We start from the raw sequence: 19,350 nt of genomic DNA on the forward strand, positions 1-19,350 counted from the left end.
TTTTTTATGTTTGCAAACGGGGAGGAACGTGGTTAATATACGCCCCGTGTTGCGGAGAGCTGGCCGAGTGGCCGAAGGCGCTCCCCTGCTAAGGGAGTACACCTCAAAAGGGTGTCGGGGGTTCGAATCCCCCGTTCTCCGCCATTATTTGCTTAGTACGTTGCAATCTGGTTTTTTCGGTAAGTTGTTGAAAATACTCGAAAAAATAGCTTTACATAGAGATTGAACGGCCTATAATGCGCGGCAACAAATGCACTCGTAGCTCAGCTGGATAGAGTACTCGGCTACGAACCGAGCGGTCACAGGTTCGAATCCTGTCGAGTGCACCATTTAAGAGTTAGTTGCAGCGATGCAGGTAGCTTGGCTTCAACCAGTTGTGATCTGGTCTAAAAACACAATCTGCACTCGTAGCTCAGCTGGATAGAGTACTCGGCTACGAACCGAGCGGTCACAGGTTCGAATCCTGTCGAGTGCACCATACAAACAAAAAGCCCGCCTAGTGCGGGCTTTTTGCCGTCTGGGGTTTTTATAGGCTTTATCCGGCGTCCTCCTTTTTCTCCCTCCTCATGTGTTTTCCCATGCGTCTGCGTCGTCGCAGTTCATAGATGCAGCCAATACTGAGCTTTGGCGTGCAAGCGCTTGTTCTTTCCAGTTTTTTAACGTTTAAAACGTCCGGGCGGTGTATCATGCGCCCGTCAGCCCCGCCGGGGCTTGTGGAATACCTCCATGGACTTACCCAGTAGTTACTCAGTACCCCGTTTTACCAATCATGAATTGACTGATTGATCCTTCCGGCGTGCCCCGCTGCTGGGAGTGGAGTTCGCCTATGACCGAAGTAGAAGTAAAGAAAACACAAGAAAGCCTGCAGGATCGTCTGGCTCAAGTTATCGAGCTGCTGCAGCGCCAGCGAGTGGTCGAAGACCTCACGCACCGCCAGGAAGGTCCGAACCACGACCGCGTCGAAAACCTGGTTCACCGGCAAAACCTCGTCGAGTTGCAACGCAAGCTCGATGACCTGCACTCCGCCGACGTCGCCTACATTCTTGAAGCCTTGCCGTTGGATGACCGACTGACCCTGTGGCAGTTGGTGAAGGCTGATCGCGACGGTGACATCCTTCTGGAAGTATCGGACTCGGTGCGTGAGACGCTCATCGCCGACATGGATGACCACGAACTCCTGGCTGCCGCCAAGGAGATGGATGCGGACGAGCTTGCTGACCTGGCCCCTGAGCTGCCCCGTGATGTTGTCCATGAGTTGATGGAAGCGCTCGACACGCAGCAGCGTGAGCGTGTGCGTTCCGCGCTGTCGTACGACGAGGATCAGGTCGGCGCCCTGATGGACTTCGAGATGGTCACCATCCGCGAAGACGTCAGCCTGGAAGTGGTGCTGCGTTACCTGCGCCGCCTCAAAGAGTTGCCCGGCCACACCGACAAATTGTTTGTGGTCGACTATGAGGGCATCCTCAAAGGCGTTTTGCCGATCAAGCGCCTGCTGGTCAATGATCCGGAGAAAAAAGTTGCTGACCTGATGGCCAGCGATACCGTGAGCTTCCACCCGGACGAAGATGCCTACGACGCGGCCCAGGCATTCGAGCGTTACGACTTGATCTCGGCTCCGGTGGTAGATAAGAACGGCAAGTTGATCGGTCGTCTGACCATCGATGAAATCGTCGACTTGATCCGTGAGGAAAGTGAAACCGAAGTCCTCAACATGGCGGGTTTGCGTGAAGAGGAAGATATTTTCGCGTCGGTCTGGCGTTCACTGCATAACCGCTGGGCTTGGCTGGCTATCAATCTGATTACCGCGTTTATCGCTTCTCGCGTGATCGGGTTGTTTGAAGGCTCCATCGAGAAGCTGGTTGCCTTGGCGGCGTTGATGCCGATTGTGGCGGGCATTGGCGGCAACTCCGGGAACCAGACCATCACCATGATCGTGCGCGCCATGGCGCTGGACCAGGTCAGTACCGCCAATTCCTCACGGCTGTTGCGCAAGGAACTGGCTGTAGGCCTCATAAACGGATTGGTGTGGGGGGGCGTGATTGGCGTGGTGGCCTACTTGCTCTACGGTAGTTGGTCCCTAGGTGTGGTCATGACTGCGGCCATGACCCTTAACCTGTTGCTGGCGGCCTTGATGGGGGTATTGATCCCCATGACCTTGGCGCGTCTAGGTCGCGATCCCGCCATGGGTGCCAGTGTGATGATCACGGCCATGACTGACAGTGGTGGTTTCTTCATCTTCCTGGGCCTGGCAACGATCTTCCTGCTCTGACCCTTCCCGCGAGGGCAAACCTGCCCTCGCTTTGCTTCTTATCCCCAAACTCGACGCAAAAAAAAGCCAGCACAGGGCTGGCTTCGGCTTTCAGGTGTCAATCAATTGGCTTCTGCGGCCGCCTCCACGTCGTGCGCGATAAGCGAGACGAGAGCATTTTGCTGGCGGTGGGAGAGCTGACGAAAACGCTGCAGCAGTTCGCGTTCGTGCAGTGACAGCTCGGGGCTGTCCAGGCGCATGCTCAACTCTTCACCCAAGGCACCTTCCTGAATAAGGCTTTGTTCCAGGCGTGCGATGATTTCGGAGTTCATGCTGCGGTGATGATTGCGAGCCACCTCGGCAATGCGTTCCCGCATTCCGTCTGGCAGACGTACGACGAATTTGTCAGCCGTACGGCTGGAATAAATTGCCTGTTTCAATGGGCGCATATATTTAACCGGTTAGTTCAGGGGAGCGGTTTCTGGAATTGGCCGCAAGATGAGTGTTAAGACAAGGCTCACGACCAAAGTTCAACGCGAATTGCAAAGAGGCCGCATCATGCCTCAGATTTGCCATTTCATTGGCGTCAATTCTGTGACAAATATTGAACCGCCTAAAGGCTTTATGCCAGTACTGATTTGCGTTTTTGCGGACTGGTTGGAAAAATTTCCTGCAGCTGCAGCGAAGCTCGGCAACCTTCGTCCAGGCCAGCGCGGAATCTGAGTCGAAGGGTGTCCTTTCTATAGGGGTATGGCCTTTTGCCCGCAAGCTTAAGGTTAGTAGCTGTTCGGCTATTTACGAGTGTCAGGCGACATAAGGTAGGGAGAAGGGACGGCGGGGGAGGGCTAGCGAAGGAGTGGATCGAATTTGATTCGGCGACCCTTGATGAGTGCAATTATCAGTAGGCTGCCCAGCACGGCGCTCGCGACGAAGGCTAGGGTTTGAGCTTGTTGTGAGATGGCCCCCAGGCCTAGTGCGGCGGACATGAGGGTCAGGCACAGAAATAACCAGGCAGATTTGGACATGAATATTTTCTCAGAAAACCCAATGCTCGGCCGCTGGGGCAGATTCGGTTTCTTGGGTCAGGCGGATGGGGGGCTGGGGGTTGGCAGTCATCAGTGCGAGTTGAGGGCGCTGTTGCAGATGGTGGGGAATGGCTTGGCTGATTTGCGCGCCGTCTTCAGTATTGGTCGGCTGAAAATGAAACGTCACCACCGCGGCCAGTGCCACAGCGTTCAGTGCTAATAGAAGGGCGCTGTTCATAGTCATGGTCTCCACGGTGCCTGAAACGATTGGTTGTGTATATATGACTTTGCAGATGTCGTGCCAACCTATTAGGCCAATAAAAACAAAGAGTTAGATTTGATTTGTGGGGTTTTGAGGTTGCAGTTTGCAATGATGGCATATTGGCGCAGTGCAATTTGCACGATACATCTGAAGGCTTTGGTCTGCAGCGAGAGGCTTTGAATGCATTCGCAGGGATCGGCCTACATTCAAAATGCCAACGGACGACATGACAAAACCAGCCTCGGCCGTTAAGATGCACGCCGTCTGTCGCTAGCCCTTCCGGGTAAGCATTTGGCATTTGTCCCAGTAGCTCAATTGGATAGAGCATCCCCCTCCTAAGGGGAAGGTTGGCCGTTCGAACCGGCCCTGGGACACCATCTCTGTTGAGCTTTCCCTTTCCGGTATTCGCCGGTCTAAAAAAACAGTCTTTCTCGCTCCTCGCTTTCGCAGGTCTCGGCCGGGCTTCTTCCGGTTGGAGTTCGATGCATTTGTGTGGGAGGGGGTATTCACGCCCCAGGGCTATACGCTTCTTCTTATATAGAAGAGGCGGCGAGGCATCCTGATTTTATAGGCGAATGGTTTTTTAGCTTTTTTGCGGATAAGGGGTTGACGTTCATGGCGATCCCTGTAGAATTCGCCTCCCGCTTACGAGAGATCGCAAGCGCAAGTGGTTGAAGTTGTTGAAGAAATCTTCGAAAACTTCTGAAAATAACCACTTGACAGCAAATGAGGCTGCTGTAGAATGCGCGCCTCGGTTGAGACGAAAGATCTTAACCAACCGCTCTTTAACAACTGAATCAAGCAATTCGTGTGGGTGCTTGTGGAGTCAGACTGATAGTCAACAAGATTATCAGCATCACAAGTTACTCCGCGAGAAATCAAAGATGTAACCAGCGATTGCTGAGCCAAGTTTAGGGTTTCTTAAAAACCCAAAGATGTTTGAACTGAAGAGTTTGATCATGGCTCAGATTGAACGCTGGCGGCAGGCCTAACACATGCAAGTCGAGCGGTAGAGAGAAGCTTGCTTCTCTTGAGAGCGGCGGACGGGTGAGTAATGCCTAGGAATCTGCCTGGTAGTGGGGGATAACGTTCGGAAACGGACGCTAATACCGCATACGTCCTACGGGAGAAAGCAGGGGACCTTCGGGCCTTGCGCTATCAGATGAGCCTAGGTCGGATTAGCTAGTTGGTGGGGTAATGGCTCACCAAGGCGACGATCCGTAACTGGTCTGAGAGGATGATCAGTCACACTGGAACTGAGACACGGTCCAGACTCCTACGGGAGGCAGCAGTGGGGAATATTGGACAATGGGCGAAAGCCTGATCCAGCCATGCCGCGTGTGTGAAGAAGGTCTTCGGATTGTAAAGCACTTTAAGTTGGGAGGAAGGGTTGTAGATTAATACTCTGCAATTTTGACGTTACCGACAGAATAAGCACCGGCTAACTCTGTGCCAGCAGCCGCGGTAATACAGAGGGTGCAAGCGTTAATCGGAATTACTGGGCGTAAAGCGCGCGTAGGTGGTTTGTTAAGTTGGATGTGAAATCCCCGGGCTCAACCTGGGAACTGCATTCAAAACTGACTGACTAGAGTATGGTAGAGGGTGGTGGAATTTCCTGTGTAGCGGTGAAATGCGTAGATATAGGAAGGAACACCAGTGGCGAAGGCGACCACCTGGACTAATACTGACACTGAGGTGCGAAAGCGTGGGGAGCAAACAGGATTAGATACCCTGGTAGTCCACGCCGTAAACGATGTCAACTAGCCGTTGGAAGCCTTGAGCTTTTAGTGGCGCAGCTAACGCATTAAGTTGACCGCCTGGGGAGTACGGCCGCAAGGTTAAAACTCAAATGAATTGACGGGGGCCCGCACAAGCGGTGGAGCATGTGGTTTAATTCGAAGCAACGCGAAGAACCTTACCAGGCCTTGACATCCAATGAACTTTCTAGAGATAGATTGGTGCCTTCGGGAACATTGAGACAGGTGCTGCATGGCTGTCGTCAGCTCGTGTCGTGAGATGTTGGGTTAAGTCCCGTAACGAGCGCAACCCTTGTCCTTAGTTACCAGCACGTAATGGTGGGCACTCTAAGGAGACTGCCGGTGACAAACCGGAGGAAGGTGGGGATGACGTCAAGTCATCATGGCCCTTACGGCCTGGGCTACACACGTGCTACAATGGTCGGTACAGAGGGTTGCCAAGCCGCGAGGTGGAGCTAATCCCATAAAACCGATCGTAGTCCGGATCGCAGTCTGCAACTCGACTGCGTGAAGTCGGAATCGCTAGTAATCGCGAATCAGAATGTCGCGGTGAATACGTTCCCGGGCCTTGTACACACCGCCCGTCACACCATGGGAGTGGGTTGCACCAGAAGTAGCTAGTCTAACCTTCGGGAGGACGGTTACCACGGTGTGATTCATGACTGGGGTGAAGTCGTAACAAGGTAGCCGTAGGGGAACCTGCGGCTGGATCACCTCCTTAATCGACGACATCAGCTGCTCCATAAGTTCCCACACGAATTGCTTGATTCATTGAAGAAGACGATAGAAGCAGCTTTAAGCTCCAAGCTGATAGCTCTTAGCTAATCAGTTACGCGCTCGAAATTGGGTCTGTAGCTCAGTTGGTTAGAGCGCACCCCTGATAAGGGTGAGGTCGGCAGTTCGAATCTGCCCAGACCCACCAATTTTGTTATGGGGCCATAGCTCAGCTGGGAGAGCGCCTGCCTTGCACGCAGGAGGTCAACGGTTCGATCCCGTTTGGCTCCACCATTAACTGCTTCTACTTGTTAGAGTTTAGAAATGAATATTCTGAAGTGAATATTGATTTCTAGTCTTTGATTAGATCGTTCTTTAAAAATTTGGGTATGTGATAGAAAGATAGACTGAACGTTACTTTCACTGGTAACGGATCAGGCTAAGGTAAAATTTGTGAGTTCTCTTAATTGAGAAATTCGAATTTTCGGCGAATGTCGTCTTCACAGTATAACCAGATTGCTTGGGGTTATATGGTCAAGTGAAGAAGCGCATACGGTGGATGCCTTGGCAGTCAGAGGCGATGAAAGACGTGGTAGCCTGCGAAAAGCTTCGGGGAGTCGGCAAACAGACTTTGATCCGGAGATGTCTGAATGGGGGAACCCAGCCATCATAAGATGGTTATCTTGTACTGAATACATAGGTGCAAGAGGCGAACCAGGGGAACTGAAACATCTAAGTACCCTGAGGAAAAGAAATCAACCGAGATTCCCTTAGTAGTGGCGAGCGAACGGGGACTAGCCCTTAAGTGGCTTTGAGATTAGCGGAACGCTCTGGAAAGTGCGGCCATAGTGGGTGATAGCCCTGTACGCGAAAATCTCTTAGTCATGAAATCGAGTAGGACGGAGCACGAGAAACTTTGTCTGAATATGGGGGGACCATCCTCCAAGGCTAAATACTACTGACTGACCGATAGTGAACTAGTACCGTGAGGGAAAGGCGAAAAGAACCCCGGAGAGGGGAGTGAAATAGATCCTGAAACCGTATGCGTACAAGCAGTGGGAGCCCACTTTGTTGGGTGACTGCGTACCTTTTGTATAATGGGTCAGCGACTTATTTTCAGTGGCGAGCTTAACCGAATAGGGGAGGCGTAGCGAAAGCGAGTCTTAATAGGGCGTCTAGTCGCTGGGAATAGACCCGAAACCGGGCGATCTATCCATGGGCAGGTTGAAGGTTGGGTAACACTAACTGGAGGACCGAACCGACTACCGTTGAAAAGTTAGCGGATGACCTGTGGATCGGAGTGAAAGGCTAATCAAGCTCGGAGATAGCTGGTTCTCCTCGAAAGCTATTTAGGTAGCGCCTCATGTATCACTGTAGGGGGTAGAGCACTGTTTCGGCTAGGGGGTCATCCCGACTTACCAAACCGATGCAAACTCCGAATACCTACAAGTGCCGAGCATGGGAGACACACGGCGGGTGCTAACGTCCGTCGTGAAAAGGGAAACAACCCAGACCGTCAGCTAAGGTCCCAAAGTTATGGTTAAGTGGGAAACGATGTGGGAAGGCTTAGACAGCTAGGAGGTTGGCTTAGAAGCAGCCACCCTTTAAAGAAAGCGTAATAGCTCACTAGTCGAGTCGGCCTGCGCGGAAGATGTAACGGGGCTCAAACCATACACCGAAGCTACGGGTATCACGTAAGTGATGCGGTAGAGGAGCGTTCTGTAAGCCTGTGAAGGTGAGTTGAGAAGCTTGCTGGAGGTATCAGAAGTGCGAATGCTGACATGAGTAACGATAATGGGTGTGAAAAACACCCACGCCGAAAGACCAAGGTTTCCTGCGCAACGTTAATCGACGCAGGGTTAGTCGGTCCCTAAGGCGAGGCTGAAAAGCGTAGTCGATGGAAAACAGGTTAATATTCCTGTACTTCTGGTTATTGCGATGGAGGGACGGAGAAGGCTAGGCCAGCTTGGCGTTGGTTGTCCAAGTTTAAGGTGGTAGGCTGGAATCTTAGGTAAATCCGGGATTCTAAGGCCGAGAGCTGATGACGAGTTACCTTTTAGGTAACGAAGTGGTTGATGCCATGCTTCCAAGAAAAGCTTCTAAGCTTCAGGTAACCAGGAACCGTACCCCAAACCGACACAGGTGGTTGGGTAGAGAATACCAAGGCGCTTGAGAGAACTCGGGTGAAGGAACTAGGCAAAATGGCACCGTAACTTCGGGAGAAGGTGCGCCGGTGAGGGTGAAGGACTTGCTCCGTAAGCTCATGCCGGTCGAAGATACCAGGCCGCTGCGACTGTTTATTAAAAACACAGCACTCTGCAAACACGAAAGTGGACGTATAGGGTGTGACGCCTGCCCGGTGCCGGAAGGTTAATTGATGGGGTTAGCTAACGCGAAGCTCTTGATCGAAGCCCCGGTAAACGGCGGCCGTAACTATAACGGTCCTAAGGTAGCGAAATTCCTTGTCGGGTAAGTTCCGACCTGCACGAATGGCGTAACGATGGCGGCGCTGTCTCCACCCGAGACTCAGTGAAATTGAAATCGCTGTGAAGATGCAGTGTATCCGCGGCTAGACGGAAAGACCCCGTGAACCTTTACTATAGCTTTGCACTGGACTTTGAATTTGCTTGTGTAGGATAGGTGGGAGGCTTTGAAGCGTGGACGCCAGTCTGCGTGGAGCCATCCTTGAAATACCACCCTGGCAACTTTGAGGTTCTAACTCAGGTCCGTTATCCGGATCGAGGACAGTGTATGGTGGGTAGTTTGACTGGGGCGGTCTCCTCCTAAAGAGTAACGGAGGAGTACGAAGGTGCGCTCAGACCGGTCGGAAATCGGTCGTAGAGTATAAAGGCAAAAGCGCGCTTGACTGCGAGACAGACACGTCGAGCAGGTACGAAAGTAGGTCTTAGTGATCCGGTGGTTCTGTATGGAAGGGCCATCGCTCAACGGATAAAAGGTACTCCGGGGATAACAGGCTGATACCGCCCAAGAGTTCATATCGACGGCGGTGTTTGGCACCTCGATGTCGGCTCATCACATCCTGGGGCTGAAGCCGGTCCCAAGGGTATGGCTGTTCGCCATTTAAAGTGGTACGCGAGCTGGGTTTAGAACGTCGTGAGACAGTTCGGTCCCTATCTGCCGTGGACGTTTGAGATTTGAGAGGGGCTGCTCCTAGTACGAGAGGACCGGAGTGGACGAACCTCTGGTGTTCCGGTTGTCACGCCAGTGGCATTGCCGGGTAGCTATGTTCGGAATAGATAACCGCTGAAAGCATCTAAGCGGGAAACTAGCCTCAAGATGAGATCTCACTGGAACCTTGAGTTCCCTGAAGGGCCGTCGAAGACTACGACGTTGATAGGTTGGGTGTGTAAGCGCTGTGAGGCGTTGAGCTAACCAATACTAATTGCCCGTGAGGCTTGACCATATAACACCCAAGCAATTTGAGTCGAAAGGCCAGATTGCGGTGTGTGAAGACGCAATGAACCGAAAGTTCGACGCTCACAAAACACCACGATCTATCACATACCCAATTTGCTGAAGCGAGGCCAGCTGGCCACGACTCAGTACCCGAATTTCTTGACGACCATAGAGCATTGGAACCACCTGATCCCATCCCGAACTCAGCAGTGAAACGATGCATCGCCGATGGTAGTGTGGGGTTTCCCCGTGTGAGAGTAGGTCATCGTCAAGATTAAATTCCAAAACCCCAATTGCGAAAGCAGTTGGGGTTTTGTTTTGGGCGCTCGAAAAGCACGCCAACTTCCAAAGCCTGCATAGCGTTCCATTGAAACCTTTTGTACAGATACCCGAATACCAGTCGAACCTTGCGTGTTATCAAGGTTCACAGGTGGTGCGCCATGTATTTATCTCCACGGTTATGTACCTCGCAGACACCCACGTAGCGTCTGAGCTGTGAAACAAAATAATCGCCGGGAACAGGCCCTGCTGCCTGTCCGGATCCAACCGCCCCGGACTATCATGCTGATAGCCCTACCCCTCACCGCAAGGAGCCGCTCGGAACGCCGATGCGCCAGATCTGGAAATCTTTTCGAGCCCTTTATTTCGCCTCTTTGATGATGCTGATCGGCTCCGGCCTACTTAGTACTTATCTGGCTTTGCGTCTGGCAGCAGACAATGTCGACAGCCTGTGGGTCGGTGCGCTAATGGCCGCCAACTATTTTGGCTTGGTGCTGGGCGGCAAGCTCGGACACCGCCTCATCGCCCGGGTCGGGCATATTCGCGCCTACGCCACCTGCGCAGGCATCGTCGGTGCAGCGGTGCTGGGTCACGGTTTGATTGATTGGCTACCAGCCTGGATTGTGCTGCGGATGATCGTGGGCTTGGGGATGATGTGCCAGTACATGGTCATCGAGAGTTGGCTCAACGAGCAGGCGGATGCCAAGCAGCGCGGTGTAGTGTTCAGCGGCTACATGATTGCGTCCTACCTTGGGTTGGTGCTGGGCCAACTGATCCTGGTCATGCATCCTCATCTTGGGCTTGAGCTGTTGATGCTCGTGGCGTTGTGCTTTGCGCTGTGCCTGGTCCCGGTGGCAATGACTCGACGCATTCACCCGGCCCCACTGCACCCGGCCCCGATGGAGCCGCGCTTCTTTATCAAGCGTGTGCCGCAGTCGCTCAGCACCGTGTTAGGCGCTGGGTTGATCGTCGGTTCGTTCTACGGCTTGGCACCGCTGTACGCCTCTCAGCAGGGCCTGACGACCGAGCAAGTCGGCCTGTTCATGGGTAGCTGCATTTTTGCTGGATTGGTCGTGCAGTGGCCACTGGGCTGGTTGTCGGACCGCTATGACCGTGCGCTGCTGATTCGCTGCTTCGCCTTGTGCCTGGCGGTGACGGCCTTGCCGTTGGCAATCATGACGCAGGTTCCGCTGGAAGTGTTGTTCGTGGCGGGCTTCTTCTGTTCGCTGGTGCAGTTCTGCCTTTACCCTTTGGCAGTGGCCTTTTCCAACGACCATGTGGAAGGTGATCGTCGGGTATCGCTGACGGCCATGTTGCTGGTGACCTACGGGATCGGCGCCAGCGTGGGGCCGCTGTTGGCCGGTGTGGTAATGAAGCTATTCGGCAGCCAGATGCTCTATGCGTTTTTCAGCCTGTGTGCATTGATCCTGGTGTGGCGCATTCGCCCCAAGGCGGTGACCAACCTGCATCAGGTCGATGACGCGCCGCTGCATCACGTGGCGATGCCCGACAGCATGTCCAGTTCGCCTTTGGTGGCTGCCCTTGACCCGCGGGTGGATGAGCAGGTGGTACAGGATCAGATGCAAGTCACTGTGCCCGATCCAGAGCCTGCCCCTGAAACCGATGAGCCGACGAGCGAAGAGCCGCACGAGCCACCAGACCCGGACGAACATCCCCATGACTTGAGCAGGGCACGCCCCTGAACGAAAAAACGGGCAGATCCCATCAGGATCTGCCCGTTTTTTATCTCAGCGTCTAACGCTTAAAGATCGTCGTCTTTATCGAAGCGCCGAGCTTCACGCTGTAATTGGTAGACAAAGCGTTCCACTTGTCGCTGCACCAAGCCACTCATGTTGTGAAAGCGCACGCCGGCGAAGGTGGTGTTGATCTTGTCTTCGAAGTGTAGATAGCGCAGTTCCACGGAGGTGGTCATGCTGCCGAAGGGCAGGGCAGCGATAAAGCGATCATAGACCTGGCCCAACTGCAGACGCTCGGAGATGTCGCCTTCAAAGCGCAATTTGCAGCCGGTTGCCGAGATATCCAACAGCTTACCGCTGACAGGGGCCTTGAGCTTCTCGCCACCTAACTGAATATCCACCAATTGCGCGAGTTTCAGTGCGGCGCGGAAGGCATTGCGTCTTTGATGGTAAACCACTTCGCCGGGCAGGCTGCCGCTGTAGATGCGGTGGCCGCCTTTCTCGCTGATGGTCAAGGTGCCGTTGCTTTCCCAGGCAACCCGCACGCCCTCATGGAAGCCTTCGATACGGAAGGCTTCGCCATTCTCAAGATAGCGTTCACCGTCGCGGGGAATCATTTCGTCCAGTACCAGCGTCTTGCTGTCCCGGTCGATGTCCACCAGGTAGCTCTGGAAGCGCTGGCTACGTTCGTGGAAAGTGATGATCAGCGGGTCATGGCTTTCTTGCAGCATCCGCAACGTGCTGGCGATTTCCAGAGGCGTGGTGAGCACCTTGGGTGGCTGCGGTGCATCTTCCGCATTAAGGGCGTTGAACACGGTTCTTCCATCTCCAGGCAAAATACGACTACACGCAAGAACCGGCATTTTGCCAGTATGTAGCGCGCCTTGGATAGGTCGCGCTGTAAACCGGCGTCAGGCTTGGCTGCGGGTGCTTGGTTTGATCAGGCGTGAGGTGGAGCCTTGGGCGTTATACAGGGCCGGAGGTTCTCCGCCGTGCAGTATGCGCAACTGATTGGCGGTGGTGGCTTGCTGAAGCTGGATCGACTGACCGTTGAGCAGGTTGGCTTCCTGGCACTGGGCGAGCAAATGATTGAGTTCTTTGCTTTGTGCCAGCAGTTGATCGCCGACTGAGGAGTGGCTGGCCAGTTGTGCCAGGCCATCATGATCGGCGGGCAGGCCCAGGCTGATCAGAATCTCGCTGCGTTTCTTGCCGTGCTGTTCGAGCAAGACAATCAGCGACTGTTTGCGCGCCAGGATTTCTTCCAGCAAGGGCATATCCCGGCCGTACAAGGCCAGTGATTCTTCCTTGAGCAGCTCGAGCAATTGTTGCGTCGGCGCCAGATCATCAATGATCAGTTGGAGCAAATGTTCGTCGTGGTGCATGGCTGGCCTTGGGTTTTAAGCGTCCAAAAGCCCTGCGCAGGCTTTTGCCTAGCGCTCGGCTTCGAAGTTGAGCAGCTTGCTGGCTACACGGTTGCTGTCGACTTTATAGCTGCCATCGGCGATAGCCTGTTTCAACTCGGCCACGCGGGCTTTATTGACGACGGGTTGATCGCGCAGCGAGTCAGTGACCTTCTGCAACTGTTGAGCCTCATTGCTCAGGTGTACCGATTCCCCACTCTGGCTGGCGGCGGCCTGTTCTGCTTTGGCAGGCAAGGGCTGCGGCTTGGCCTCTACGCTGTCCTTGGTACCGCCGGTGCGCGTATTGCCGGGCAAAGCCGGGGCGTTATTCAAACGACTGAAATCAATGACCATGTTGAAAAACCTCTGGGTATTTGGACGCTTGCCATGTTTTCGGCCATACCCGGGCAAACTTTAGGCTCGATTGACAATAAACCTGTACGGCTCAATATCCAGCACACAGTGTAGGAAAAGCTGGCATTTGATTCCAGTCATCTATAGCGCCACCTCGACCTGGCCTGGTGCCGTGACCCGCGCCTTGATCACGCGATTGGAGTTGAGGTTCTTGACGCGGATCTGTTCGCTCATGCCGCCATTTGACAGCGCCTCGCCCGGCATCCTGACGTTCAGGCCGCCGCTGCTGGCGGAAATTACCACCTGGTCACCTTTGCGAATCACCTCGGCCTGTTCCAGATGAACCAGCGTGAGGACTTGGTCGGTGACCACTGGCCGCGTGAGTTTCTGCCCGACGGCCTGGTCCAGCGACGTCAGGTAGCCCTGGTTGATCAAGCTGATATCCCGCTCGCGCAACGCCACGTCGTCGTAGCCGATGATGCCCGTGCGCTTCAACGGTCGCGCCACTACCACCACATCGCGATACAGCTTGACTTGAGCCGGTACGAAAACCGTCCAGGGCGAGGCGCCCTCACAGCGTACCTTTACGGTCACACGACCGATGGGCTGGGCGGGGCTTTCCAGAGTGGCTGTCAATTCCTTGTCGCACATTGGCATGCGCAAGCGAGGGTCCAACTGGTTGACCTGAATTTCATAACGCCCCGGCGTCTGGGTAGTCGCCAGATAATCTTCTACAGTGAACTCAAGAAAGCCTTGGGTGACGCCGATAAGTAGATCAGGCAGGGTGACGTTGTCGGCACGGGCCGTGACGCCCAGGCCCGAGACAAGCAGTGCCATCGCGGCGCAGAGCAGTCTACGGTAGCGTGAGCGGCCAGGGTGTCGGGAAACTGTCGTTTTAATATCCATACTCAGTAAATAGCAAAGCTCGTGCCGTTTAGTGTTGGGTACGCGTCGTACCCCTAGGATTTAGGAGTCTGGGCATGGCAGGTGTAATGGATTCAGTAAACCAGCGCACACAGCTGGTAGGGCAGAATCGCCTGGAGTTGTTGCTTTTCCGCCTGGATGGCAAACAGTTGTATGGCATCAACGTGTTTAAAGTGCGTGAAGTGCTGCAATGTCCCAAGTTGACGATCATGCCCAAGTCCAGTCCAGTGGTGTGCGGCGTGGCCAACATCCGTGGCGCGACCATTCCGATTCTTGACCTGGCCATGGCCACGGGGGCCGCGGGTTTGCAAGACCGCCAGAACCCCTTCGTGATCATCACCGAATACAACACCAAGACCCAGGGTTTCCTGGTGCGCTCGGTGGAGCGCATCGTCAATATGAACTGGGAAGAGATCCATCCGCCGCCCAAGGGCACGGGGCGCGATCACTACCTGACGGCGGTGACGCGGGTCGATAACCAGTTGGTGGAAATCATCGACGTGGAGAAGATCCTCGCCGAAGTGGCCCCCACCTCGGAAACCATTTCCGTCGGGGTGGTGGATGCCGAAACGGCACACAAGGCGGTTTCGCTGCGTGTGTTGACCGTGGACGACTCTTCTGTGGCGCGCAAGCAGGTCACCCGTTGCCTGCAAACGGTCGGGGTTGAGGTGGTAGCGCTCAATGATGGCCGCCAGGCCTTGGATTACCTGCGCAAGCTGGCAGACGAAGGCAAGAGGCCTGAAGAAGAATTCTTGATGATGATCTCTGACATCGAGATGCCGGAAATGGATGGCTACACGCTCACGGCCGAAATACGTAACGATCCACGCATGCAAAAGTTGCATATCATCCTGCATACTTCGTTGTCGGGGGTATTCAATCAGGCAATGGTCAAGAAGGTCGGTGCGGATGACTTTCTGGCCAAGTTCCGTCCTGATGACCTCGCATCCCGGGTAGTCGACCGGATCAAGGCAGCAGATCACGGCTAGGGGATTTCCCCCGGCGGTCACACGATTTAAGAGGCGGCATCATTGTCTACGGGTAATTTGGATTTCGAACAGTTCCGGGTCTTCCTGGAAAAAGCCTGTGGCATATTGCTCGGTGAAAACAAGCAGTACCTGGTATCCAGCCGTCTCAACAAGCTGATGGAACAGCAGGGCATCAAGTCCCTGGGTGAGTTGGTCCAGCGGATCCAGGGGCAGCCGCGCAGTGGGCTCAAGGAAATGGTGGTCGATGCCATGACCACCAACGAAACCTTGTGGTTTCGCGATACCTATCCCTTTGAAGTGCTCAAGAACAAAGTGTTGCCCGAAGCCATCAAGGCCAGCCCGGGCCAGCGCCTGCGTATCTGGTCGGCGGCCTGTTCTTCGGGGCAGGAGCCGTACTCGATCTCGATGTCCATCGATGAGTTCGAGCGGACCAACATGGGCCAGTTGAAAGCCGGTGCGCAAATTGTGGCCACGGACCTGTCCGGCACCATGCTCACCAACTGCAAGACCGGTGAGTACGACAGCCTGGCCCTGGGCCGAGGTTTGTCCCAGGAACGCCTGCAACGCTACTTCGACCCCAAAGGGGCAGGGCGTTGGGCGATCAAGGCGCCGATCAAGAACCGCGTCGAATTTCGCTCGTTCAACCTGCTCGACAGCTACGCCAGCCTGGGCAAGTTCGACATGGTGTTCTGCCGCAACGTGCTGATCTATTTCTCGGCTGAAGTGAAGAAAGACATTCTGTTGCGCATCCACGGCACCCTCAAGCGCGGAGGTTATCTGTTCCTCGGTGCTTCCGAGGCGCTCAATGGGCTGCCGGATCACTTCCAGATGGTGCAATGCAGCCCAGGGATCATCTACCAGGCCAAGTAGCCTGGGTGTATGCAATAAAATTGTGGGAGCCGGGCTTGCCCGCGATAGCGTTTTGTCAGTCGACGAATAGGTCGGCAGGCACTCCGCCATCGCAGGCAAGCCAGCTCCCACATTTGTTTTCTCGGCAAGCTGGCGTAAAGCGGCAACTGCCCATTGCCGCTTTACTGGCACTACGCGGAAATCGCTTGCCGCTTTTCTGGCATAGTCGCTGGCAACTTCCCTCGAAACCCTTTATATACGGGGCTTTCGCAAGTTTGGCATACACCTTGCTATAACCCTGCTAACGAACAGCAGGTCAGCCTAAAGGTTTCCGCCATGAGCATCAGCTTCGATAAAGCGCTCGGTATCCACGAACAAGCCCTGGGCTTCCGCGCCCAGCGTGCCGAAGTCCTGGCCAACAACATCGCCAACGCCGACACCCCGAACTACAAGGCTCGGGACCTGGACTTCTCCGCCGTGCTCGCCGCACAACAGGACAAGACCAAGAACGGCACCTTCGCCTTGAACATGACCAATAGCCGTCATATCGAAGCGCAAGGCCTGGGCAATGGTGACGAGTCGCTGCTGTATCGCACGCCGATGCAGCCGTCGATCGACCAGAACACCGTTGACGCCCAGCTGGAGCAATCGAACTACGCCGAAAACTCGGTGAACTTCCAGGCCAGCTTCACCCTGCTCAACAGCAAATTCAAAGGGCTGATGTCAGCCCTGCGCGGAGAGTAAGCCATGTCCCTGTCCAGTGTTTTCAATATTGCCGGCAGTGGCATGAGCGCGCAGACCACGCGTTTGAACACCGTCGCCAGTAACATCGCCAACGCCGAGACCGTCTCCTCGAGTATTGACCAGACCTATCGCGCCCGCCATCCGGTATTCGCCACCATGTTCCAGGGTGGCCAGGCAGGCGGCAGCGAGTCGCTGTTCCAGAATCAGGACGCCGCCGGCTCCGGCGTGCAGGTGTTGGGCGTGGTCGAAGACCAGAGCAACCTGGAGGCCCGTTACGAGCCCAACCATCCTGCCGCGAACGAAAAGGGTTACGTCTACTACCCCAACGTCAACGTGGTCGAGGAAATGGCTGACATGATTTCCGCCAGCCGCTCGTTCCAGACCAACGCGGAAATGATGAACACCGCCAAAACCATGATGCAGAAGGTCCTGACCCTGGGTCAGTGATAAGAGGCGCCAAATAATGGCCATCGTTGATACGTCAAACAACACGGCTGTCCAGGACCTGTTCAACTCCAAGGTCAAGGACGCTTCGAACAATGTATCGAATGTTTCCAAAGCGGCGACGGGTAACCAGGCGCTAGGCAAGGACGCATTCCTGCAGTTGCTGGTGACCCAGCTGAAAAATCAGAACCCGCTGTCGCCCCAGGACAACGGCGCGTTCGTGGCCCAGCTTGCCCAGTTCAGCAGCCTGGAAGGCATCAACACCCTGAACGACTCGGTGAACAACATCTCCAGCAACTTCAGCTCTTCTCAAGCGCTGCAGGCTTCGTCGCTGGTGGGGCGGTCGATCATTATCCAGACCGACAAAGCCATGGTTGATACCAGCAAGAGCATGAACGGTTCAGTGGCGGTGCCATCGGCGGTGGGCAACGTGTCCGTCAAGATCACCGACAAGGACGGCAACGTCGTACGCACCGTGGATATGGGCGCGCAGAGTGCCGGCAGCCAGAGCTTTATCTGGGACGGCAAGAACGATAAGGGTGAGGTCGCCCCAGCCGGCACCTACACCTTCAATGCCTCCACCAAGAACGACAAAGGTGACGCGGTGGCCCTGACCACCTCGCTACCAGCCACGGTCACCAGCGTGACCCTGAGCAAGACCGGCGGCGAAATGCTGCTCAACCTTGCAGGCGGCATGGGCAGCGTCAAGCTGTCGCAAATTCAGACTATCGGTACATAGAGCCGGCTAAATACGGCAGAGGAGAGAAACATGTCTTTTAACATCGGCCTTAGCGGCCTCTATGCGGCCAACAAACAACTGGACGTGACCGGCAACAACATCGCCAACGTCGCGACCACTGGCTTCAAGTCATCCCGTGCGGAATTCGCGGATATCTACGCGGCCTCCAAGCTGGGCACCGGCCAGAACAGCATCGGCAACGGTGTGAACCTGGCGGCGGTGTCCCAGCAGTTCACCCAGGGCGACGTCAACGGGAGTGGCGGCATCCTCGACATGGCGATCCAGGGTGGTGGCTTCTTCGTGCAGAAGGGCAGCGACGGTTCGCTGGAATACACCCGTAGCGGTGCTTTCCGTGCGGACAAAGACGGCTATATCACCAACAATACCGGCACCTCGCGCCTGCAAGGCTATGCCGCGGACGAGAATGGCAAAATCACCAAAGGCGGCCTGGTTGACCTGCAGCTGAACCTGGCGAACCTGCCGCCGAAGGCGTCTACCAAGGTGGACTCTTCCAGCAACCTGAACTCCTCGTCGCCGGTGATCGATCAGTCCAAGAACCCGTTTGATCCAACCAAGTCCGAAAGCTTCACCACGCAATACAGCACCACCTTGTACGACTCCCAGGGCAATGCGCACCCGATGGTGCAGTACTTGGTCAAAACCGATGCCAACCAGTGGCAGGCCTACACCTTGATCGATGGCCGCAATCCTGATGGTTCGGCTCCTACCGGTACCGGTGCTGACGTGAAGGCGCCTGTGCCGTCGACGTTGAGCTTCGATGGTGCTGGTAACCTCAAGAGCATCGTGACCGGCGGTGTTGCCGGTAACACCTTGACCATCAAGGATTGGGTACCTGGCACGGTGACCGATGGCGTATGGAAGGCTAACGATGCGACGGCTAACAAGGATGGCATCGCCATCAACATGGGCACCGTCACCCAGTACAACTCGGCCAGCTACCGTAACCCGCCGGTCACAGATGGTTACGCCACCGGCCAGATCACCGGCCTGAAGATCGATGGCAGCGGCGTGCTCTTCGCCACCTTCAGTAACCAGCAGAGCAAGGCCATCGGCCAGATTTCCCTGGCCAGCTTCAACAACGAGCAGGGCCTGCAGCCCGCCGGCGGTACGACCTGGAAAGAGACCTTCGCGTCGGGCCAGCCGGGCTACGACGCACCGGAATCTGGCACTCTGGGGTCGATCAAGGCCAGTTCCCTGGAGAACTCCAACGTCAACTTGACCAACGAGCTGGTGGACCTGATCAAGGCCCAGAGCAACTACCAGGCGAACGCCAAGACCATCTCCACCCAAAGCACCATCATGCAGACCATCATTCAGATGACCTGATAGGTTAGCGCTTTAAAATGTGGGAGGGGGCTTGCCCCCGATAGCGGTGAATCAGCCAAGTATCCATTGACTGACACCCTATCGGGAGCAAGCCCCCTCCCACATTTGCATCTGCTTCACGCTGTCCATCCAGGTATTGACCGAACAGCAATACCGCAACA

Annotated in this window: 16 protein-coding genes, 6 tRNA genes and 3 rRNA genes; 18 read left to right on the plus strand and 7 right to left on the minus strand. The window is 55.1% G+C overall.

What is annotated here, in order from left to right:
• Positions 1-53 precede the first annotated feature (53 nt).
• The 4 genes from HU730_RS19055 to mgtE all read left to right on the plus strand — a co-directional run bounded on the left by HU730_RS19055 (position 54) and on the right by mgtE (position 2,269).
• Positions 54-144, plus strand: a tRNA-Ser gene (locus tag HU730_RS19055).
• A gap of 108 nt (positions 145-252) precedes the next feature.
• Positions 253-329 (plus strand) — tRNA-Arg (locus HU730_RS19060).
• A 72-nt stretch (positions 330-401) separates the two neighbouring features.
• Positions 402-478: transfer RNA gene (locus tag HU730_RS19065), tRNA-Arg, on the plus strand.
• 348 nt (positions 479-826) lie between these two features.
• Positions 827-2,269 (plus strand): magnesium transporter, encoded by a 1,443-nt coding sequence (gene mgtE / locus HU730_RS19070; protein ID WP_003193593.1) that lies wholly within the window; start codon positions 827-829, stop codon positions 2,267-2,269.
• A gap of 101 nt (positions 2,270-2,370) precedes the next feature.
• On the opposite strand, the gene HU730_RS19075 is transcribed toward mgtE, so the two are convergent.
• Complete coding sequence (locus HU730_RS19075; protein ID WP_003193592.1) at positions 2,371-2,697, minus strand: Arc family DNA-binding protein; 327 nt, start codon at positions 2,695-2,697, stop codon at positions 2,371-2,373.
• Between the two features lie 49 nt (positions 2,698-2,746).
• Here HU730_RS19075 and HU730_RS19080 point away from each other — a divergent pair, with 49 nt between their 5' ends.
• Positions 2,747-2,971, plus strand: coding sequence for a hypothetical protein (locus HU730_RS19080; RefSeq protein ID WP_106117681.1), 225 nt, complete (start codon positions 2,747-2,749; stop codon positions 2,969-2,971).
• Between the two features lie 122 nt (positions 2,972-3,093).
• Here the strand turns inward: HU730_RS19080 and HU730_RS26790 are convergent, their stop codons facing one another.
• Together HU730_RS26790 and HU730_RS19085 are read right to left on the minus strand one after the other, a co-directional pair.
• Positions 3,094-3,273, minus strand: a complete 180-nt coding sequence (locus HU730_RS26790) for a PA3371 family protein (RefSeq protein ID WP_233101268.1) — start codon at positions 3,271-3,273, stop codon at positions 3,094-3,096.
• Positions 3,274-3,283: 10 nt separating this feature from the next.
• Positions 3,284-3,511: a hypothetical protein gene (locus HU730_RS19085; RefSeq protein WP_034128462.1), complete on the minus strand. Its 228-nt coding sequence runs from the start codon at positions 3,509-3,511 to the stop codon at positions 3,284-3,286.
• A gap of 324 nt (positions 3,512-3,835) precedes the next feature.
• Between HU730_RS19085 and HU730_RS19090 the strand changes: the two genes are divergently transcribed.
• The 7 genes from HU730_RS19090 (at position 3,836) to HU730_RS19120 (ending at position 11,405) form a co-directional block, all read left to right on the plus strand.
• A tRNA-Arg gene (locus HU730_RS19090) sits at positions 3,836-3,912 on the plus strand.
• A 564-nt stretch (positions 3,913-4,476) separates the two neighbouring features.
• Positions 4,477-6,013, plus strand: a 16S ribosomal RNA gene (locus HU730_RS19095).
• Positions 6,014-6,137: 124 nt separating this feature from the next.
• Positions 6,138-6,214, plus strand: a tRNA-Ile gene (locus HU730_RS19100).
• Positions 6,215-6,224: 10 nt separating this feature from the next.
• A tRNA-Ala gene (locus tag HU730_RS19105) sits at positions 6,225-6,300 on the plus strand.
• A 238-nt stretch (positions 6,301-6,538) separates the two neighbouring features.
• Positions 6,539-9,430 (plus strand): 23S ribosomal RNA (locus tag HU730_RS19110).
• A 151-nt stretch (positions 9,431-9,581) separates the two neighbouring features.
• Positions 9,582-9,697, plus strand: a 5S ribosomal RNA gene (gene rrf / locus HU730_RS19115).
• Together the 16S, 23S and 5S rRNA genes with 2 tRNA genes alongside form the textbook arrangement of a ribosomal RNA operon.
• A gap of 334 nt (positions 9,698-10,031) precedes the next feature.
• Positions 10,032-11,405, plus strand: a complete 1,374-nt coding sequence (locus HU730_RS19120; protein WP_054922167.1) for an MFS transporter — start codon at positions 10,032-10,034, stop codon at positions 11,403-11,405.
• Between the two features lie 59 nt (positions 11,406-11,464).
• On the opposite strand, the gene HU730_RS19125 is transcribed toward HU730_RS19120, so the two are convergent.
• From HU730_RS19125 to flgA, 4 genes are all read right to left on the minus strand, one after another.
• Positions 11,465-12,214, minus strand: coding sequence for a flagellar brake protein (locus HU730_RS19125; protein WP_072448795.1), 750 nt, complete (start codon positions 12,212-12,214; stop codon positions 11,465-11,467).
• A 96-nt stretch (positions 12,215-12,310) separates the two neighbouring features.
• On the minus strand, positions 12,311-12,781 hold the full coding sequence (locus tag HU730_RS19130) for a flagellar protein FlgN (protein ID WP_034128459.1): 471 nt from the start codon (positions 12,779-12,781) through the stop codon (positions 12,311-12,313).
• A 48-nt stretch (positions 12,782-12,829) separates the two neighbouring features.
• Positions 12,830-13,153, minus strand: a complete 324-nt coding sequence (gene flgM, locus HU730_RS19135) for a flagellar biosynthesis anti-sigma factor FlgM (RefSeq protein WP_034128458.1) — start codon at positions 13,151-13,153, stop codon at positions 12,830-12,832.
• Positions 13,154-13,294: 141 nt separating this feature from the next.
• Positions 13,295-14,059 (minus strand): flagellar basal body P-ring formation chaperone FlgA, encoded by a 765-nt coding sequence (gene flgA / locus HU730_RS19140; RefSeq protein WP_054922160.1) that lies wholly within the window; start codon positions 14,057-14,059, stop codon positions 13,295-13,297.
• Positions 14,060-14,133: 74 nt separating this feature from the next.
• Here flgA and HU730_RS19145 point away from each other — a divergent pair, with 74 nt between their 5' ends.
• The 6 genes from HU730_RS19145 to flgE all read left to right on the plus strand — a co-directional run bounded on the left by HU730_RS19145 (position 14,134) and on the right by flgE (position 19,189).
• Positions 14,134-15,066, plus strand: a complete 933-nt coding sequence (locus tag HU730_RS19145; protein ID WP_034128456.1) for a chemotaxis protein CheV — start codon at positions 14,134-14,136, stop codon at positions 15,064-15,066.
• Between the two features lie 42 nt (positions 15,067-15,108).
• Positions 15,109-15,936, plus strand: a complete 828-nt coding sequence (cheR, locus tag HU730_RS19150; RefSeq protein WP_014719581.1) for a protein-glutamate O-methyltransferase CheR — start codon at positions 15,109-15,111, stop codon at positions 15,934-15,936.
• Positions 15,937-16,251: 315 nt separating this feature from the next.
• Positions 16,252-16,659 carry a flagellar basal body rod protein FlgB gene (gene flgB / locus HU730_RS19155; RefSeq protein ID WP_034120825.1) on the plus strand — a complete coding sequence of 136 codons (408 nt, stop codon included), beginning with the start codon at positions 16,252-16,254 and terminating at the stop codon, positions 16,657-16,659.
• A 3-nt stretch (positions 16,660-16,662) separates the two neighbouring features.
• Complete coding sequence (flgC, locus tag HU730_RS19160; protein ID WP_032895649.1) at positions 16,663-17,106, plus strand: flagellar basal body rod protein FlgC; 444 nt, start codon at positions 16,663-16,665, stop codon at positions 17,104-17,106.
• A gap of 16 nt (positions 17,107-17,122) precedes the next feature.
• Positions 17,123-17,842 (plus strand): flagellar hook assembly protein FlgD, encoded by a 720-nt coding sequence (flgD, locus tag HU730_RS19165; protein WP_034128455.1) that lies wholly within the window; start codon positions 17,123-17,125, stop codon positions 17,840-17,842.
• A 30-nt stretch (positions 17,843-17,872) separates the two neighbouring features.
• Positions 17,873-19,189 (plus strand): flagellar hook protein FlgE, encoded by a 1,317-nt coding sequence (flgE, locus tag HU730_RS19170; protein WP_054922158.1) that lies wholly within the window; start codon positions 17,873-17,875, stop codon positions 19,187-19,189.
• Positions 19,190-19,350: the final 161 nt, after the last annotated feature.

The sequence above is a fragment of the Pseudomonas sp. SWRI22 genome (assembly GCF_014268395.2).
GTDB lineage: Bacteria > Pseudomonadota > Gammaproteobacteria > Pseudomonadales > Pseudomonadaceae > Aquipseudomonas > Aquipseudomonas paracarnis.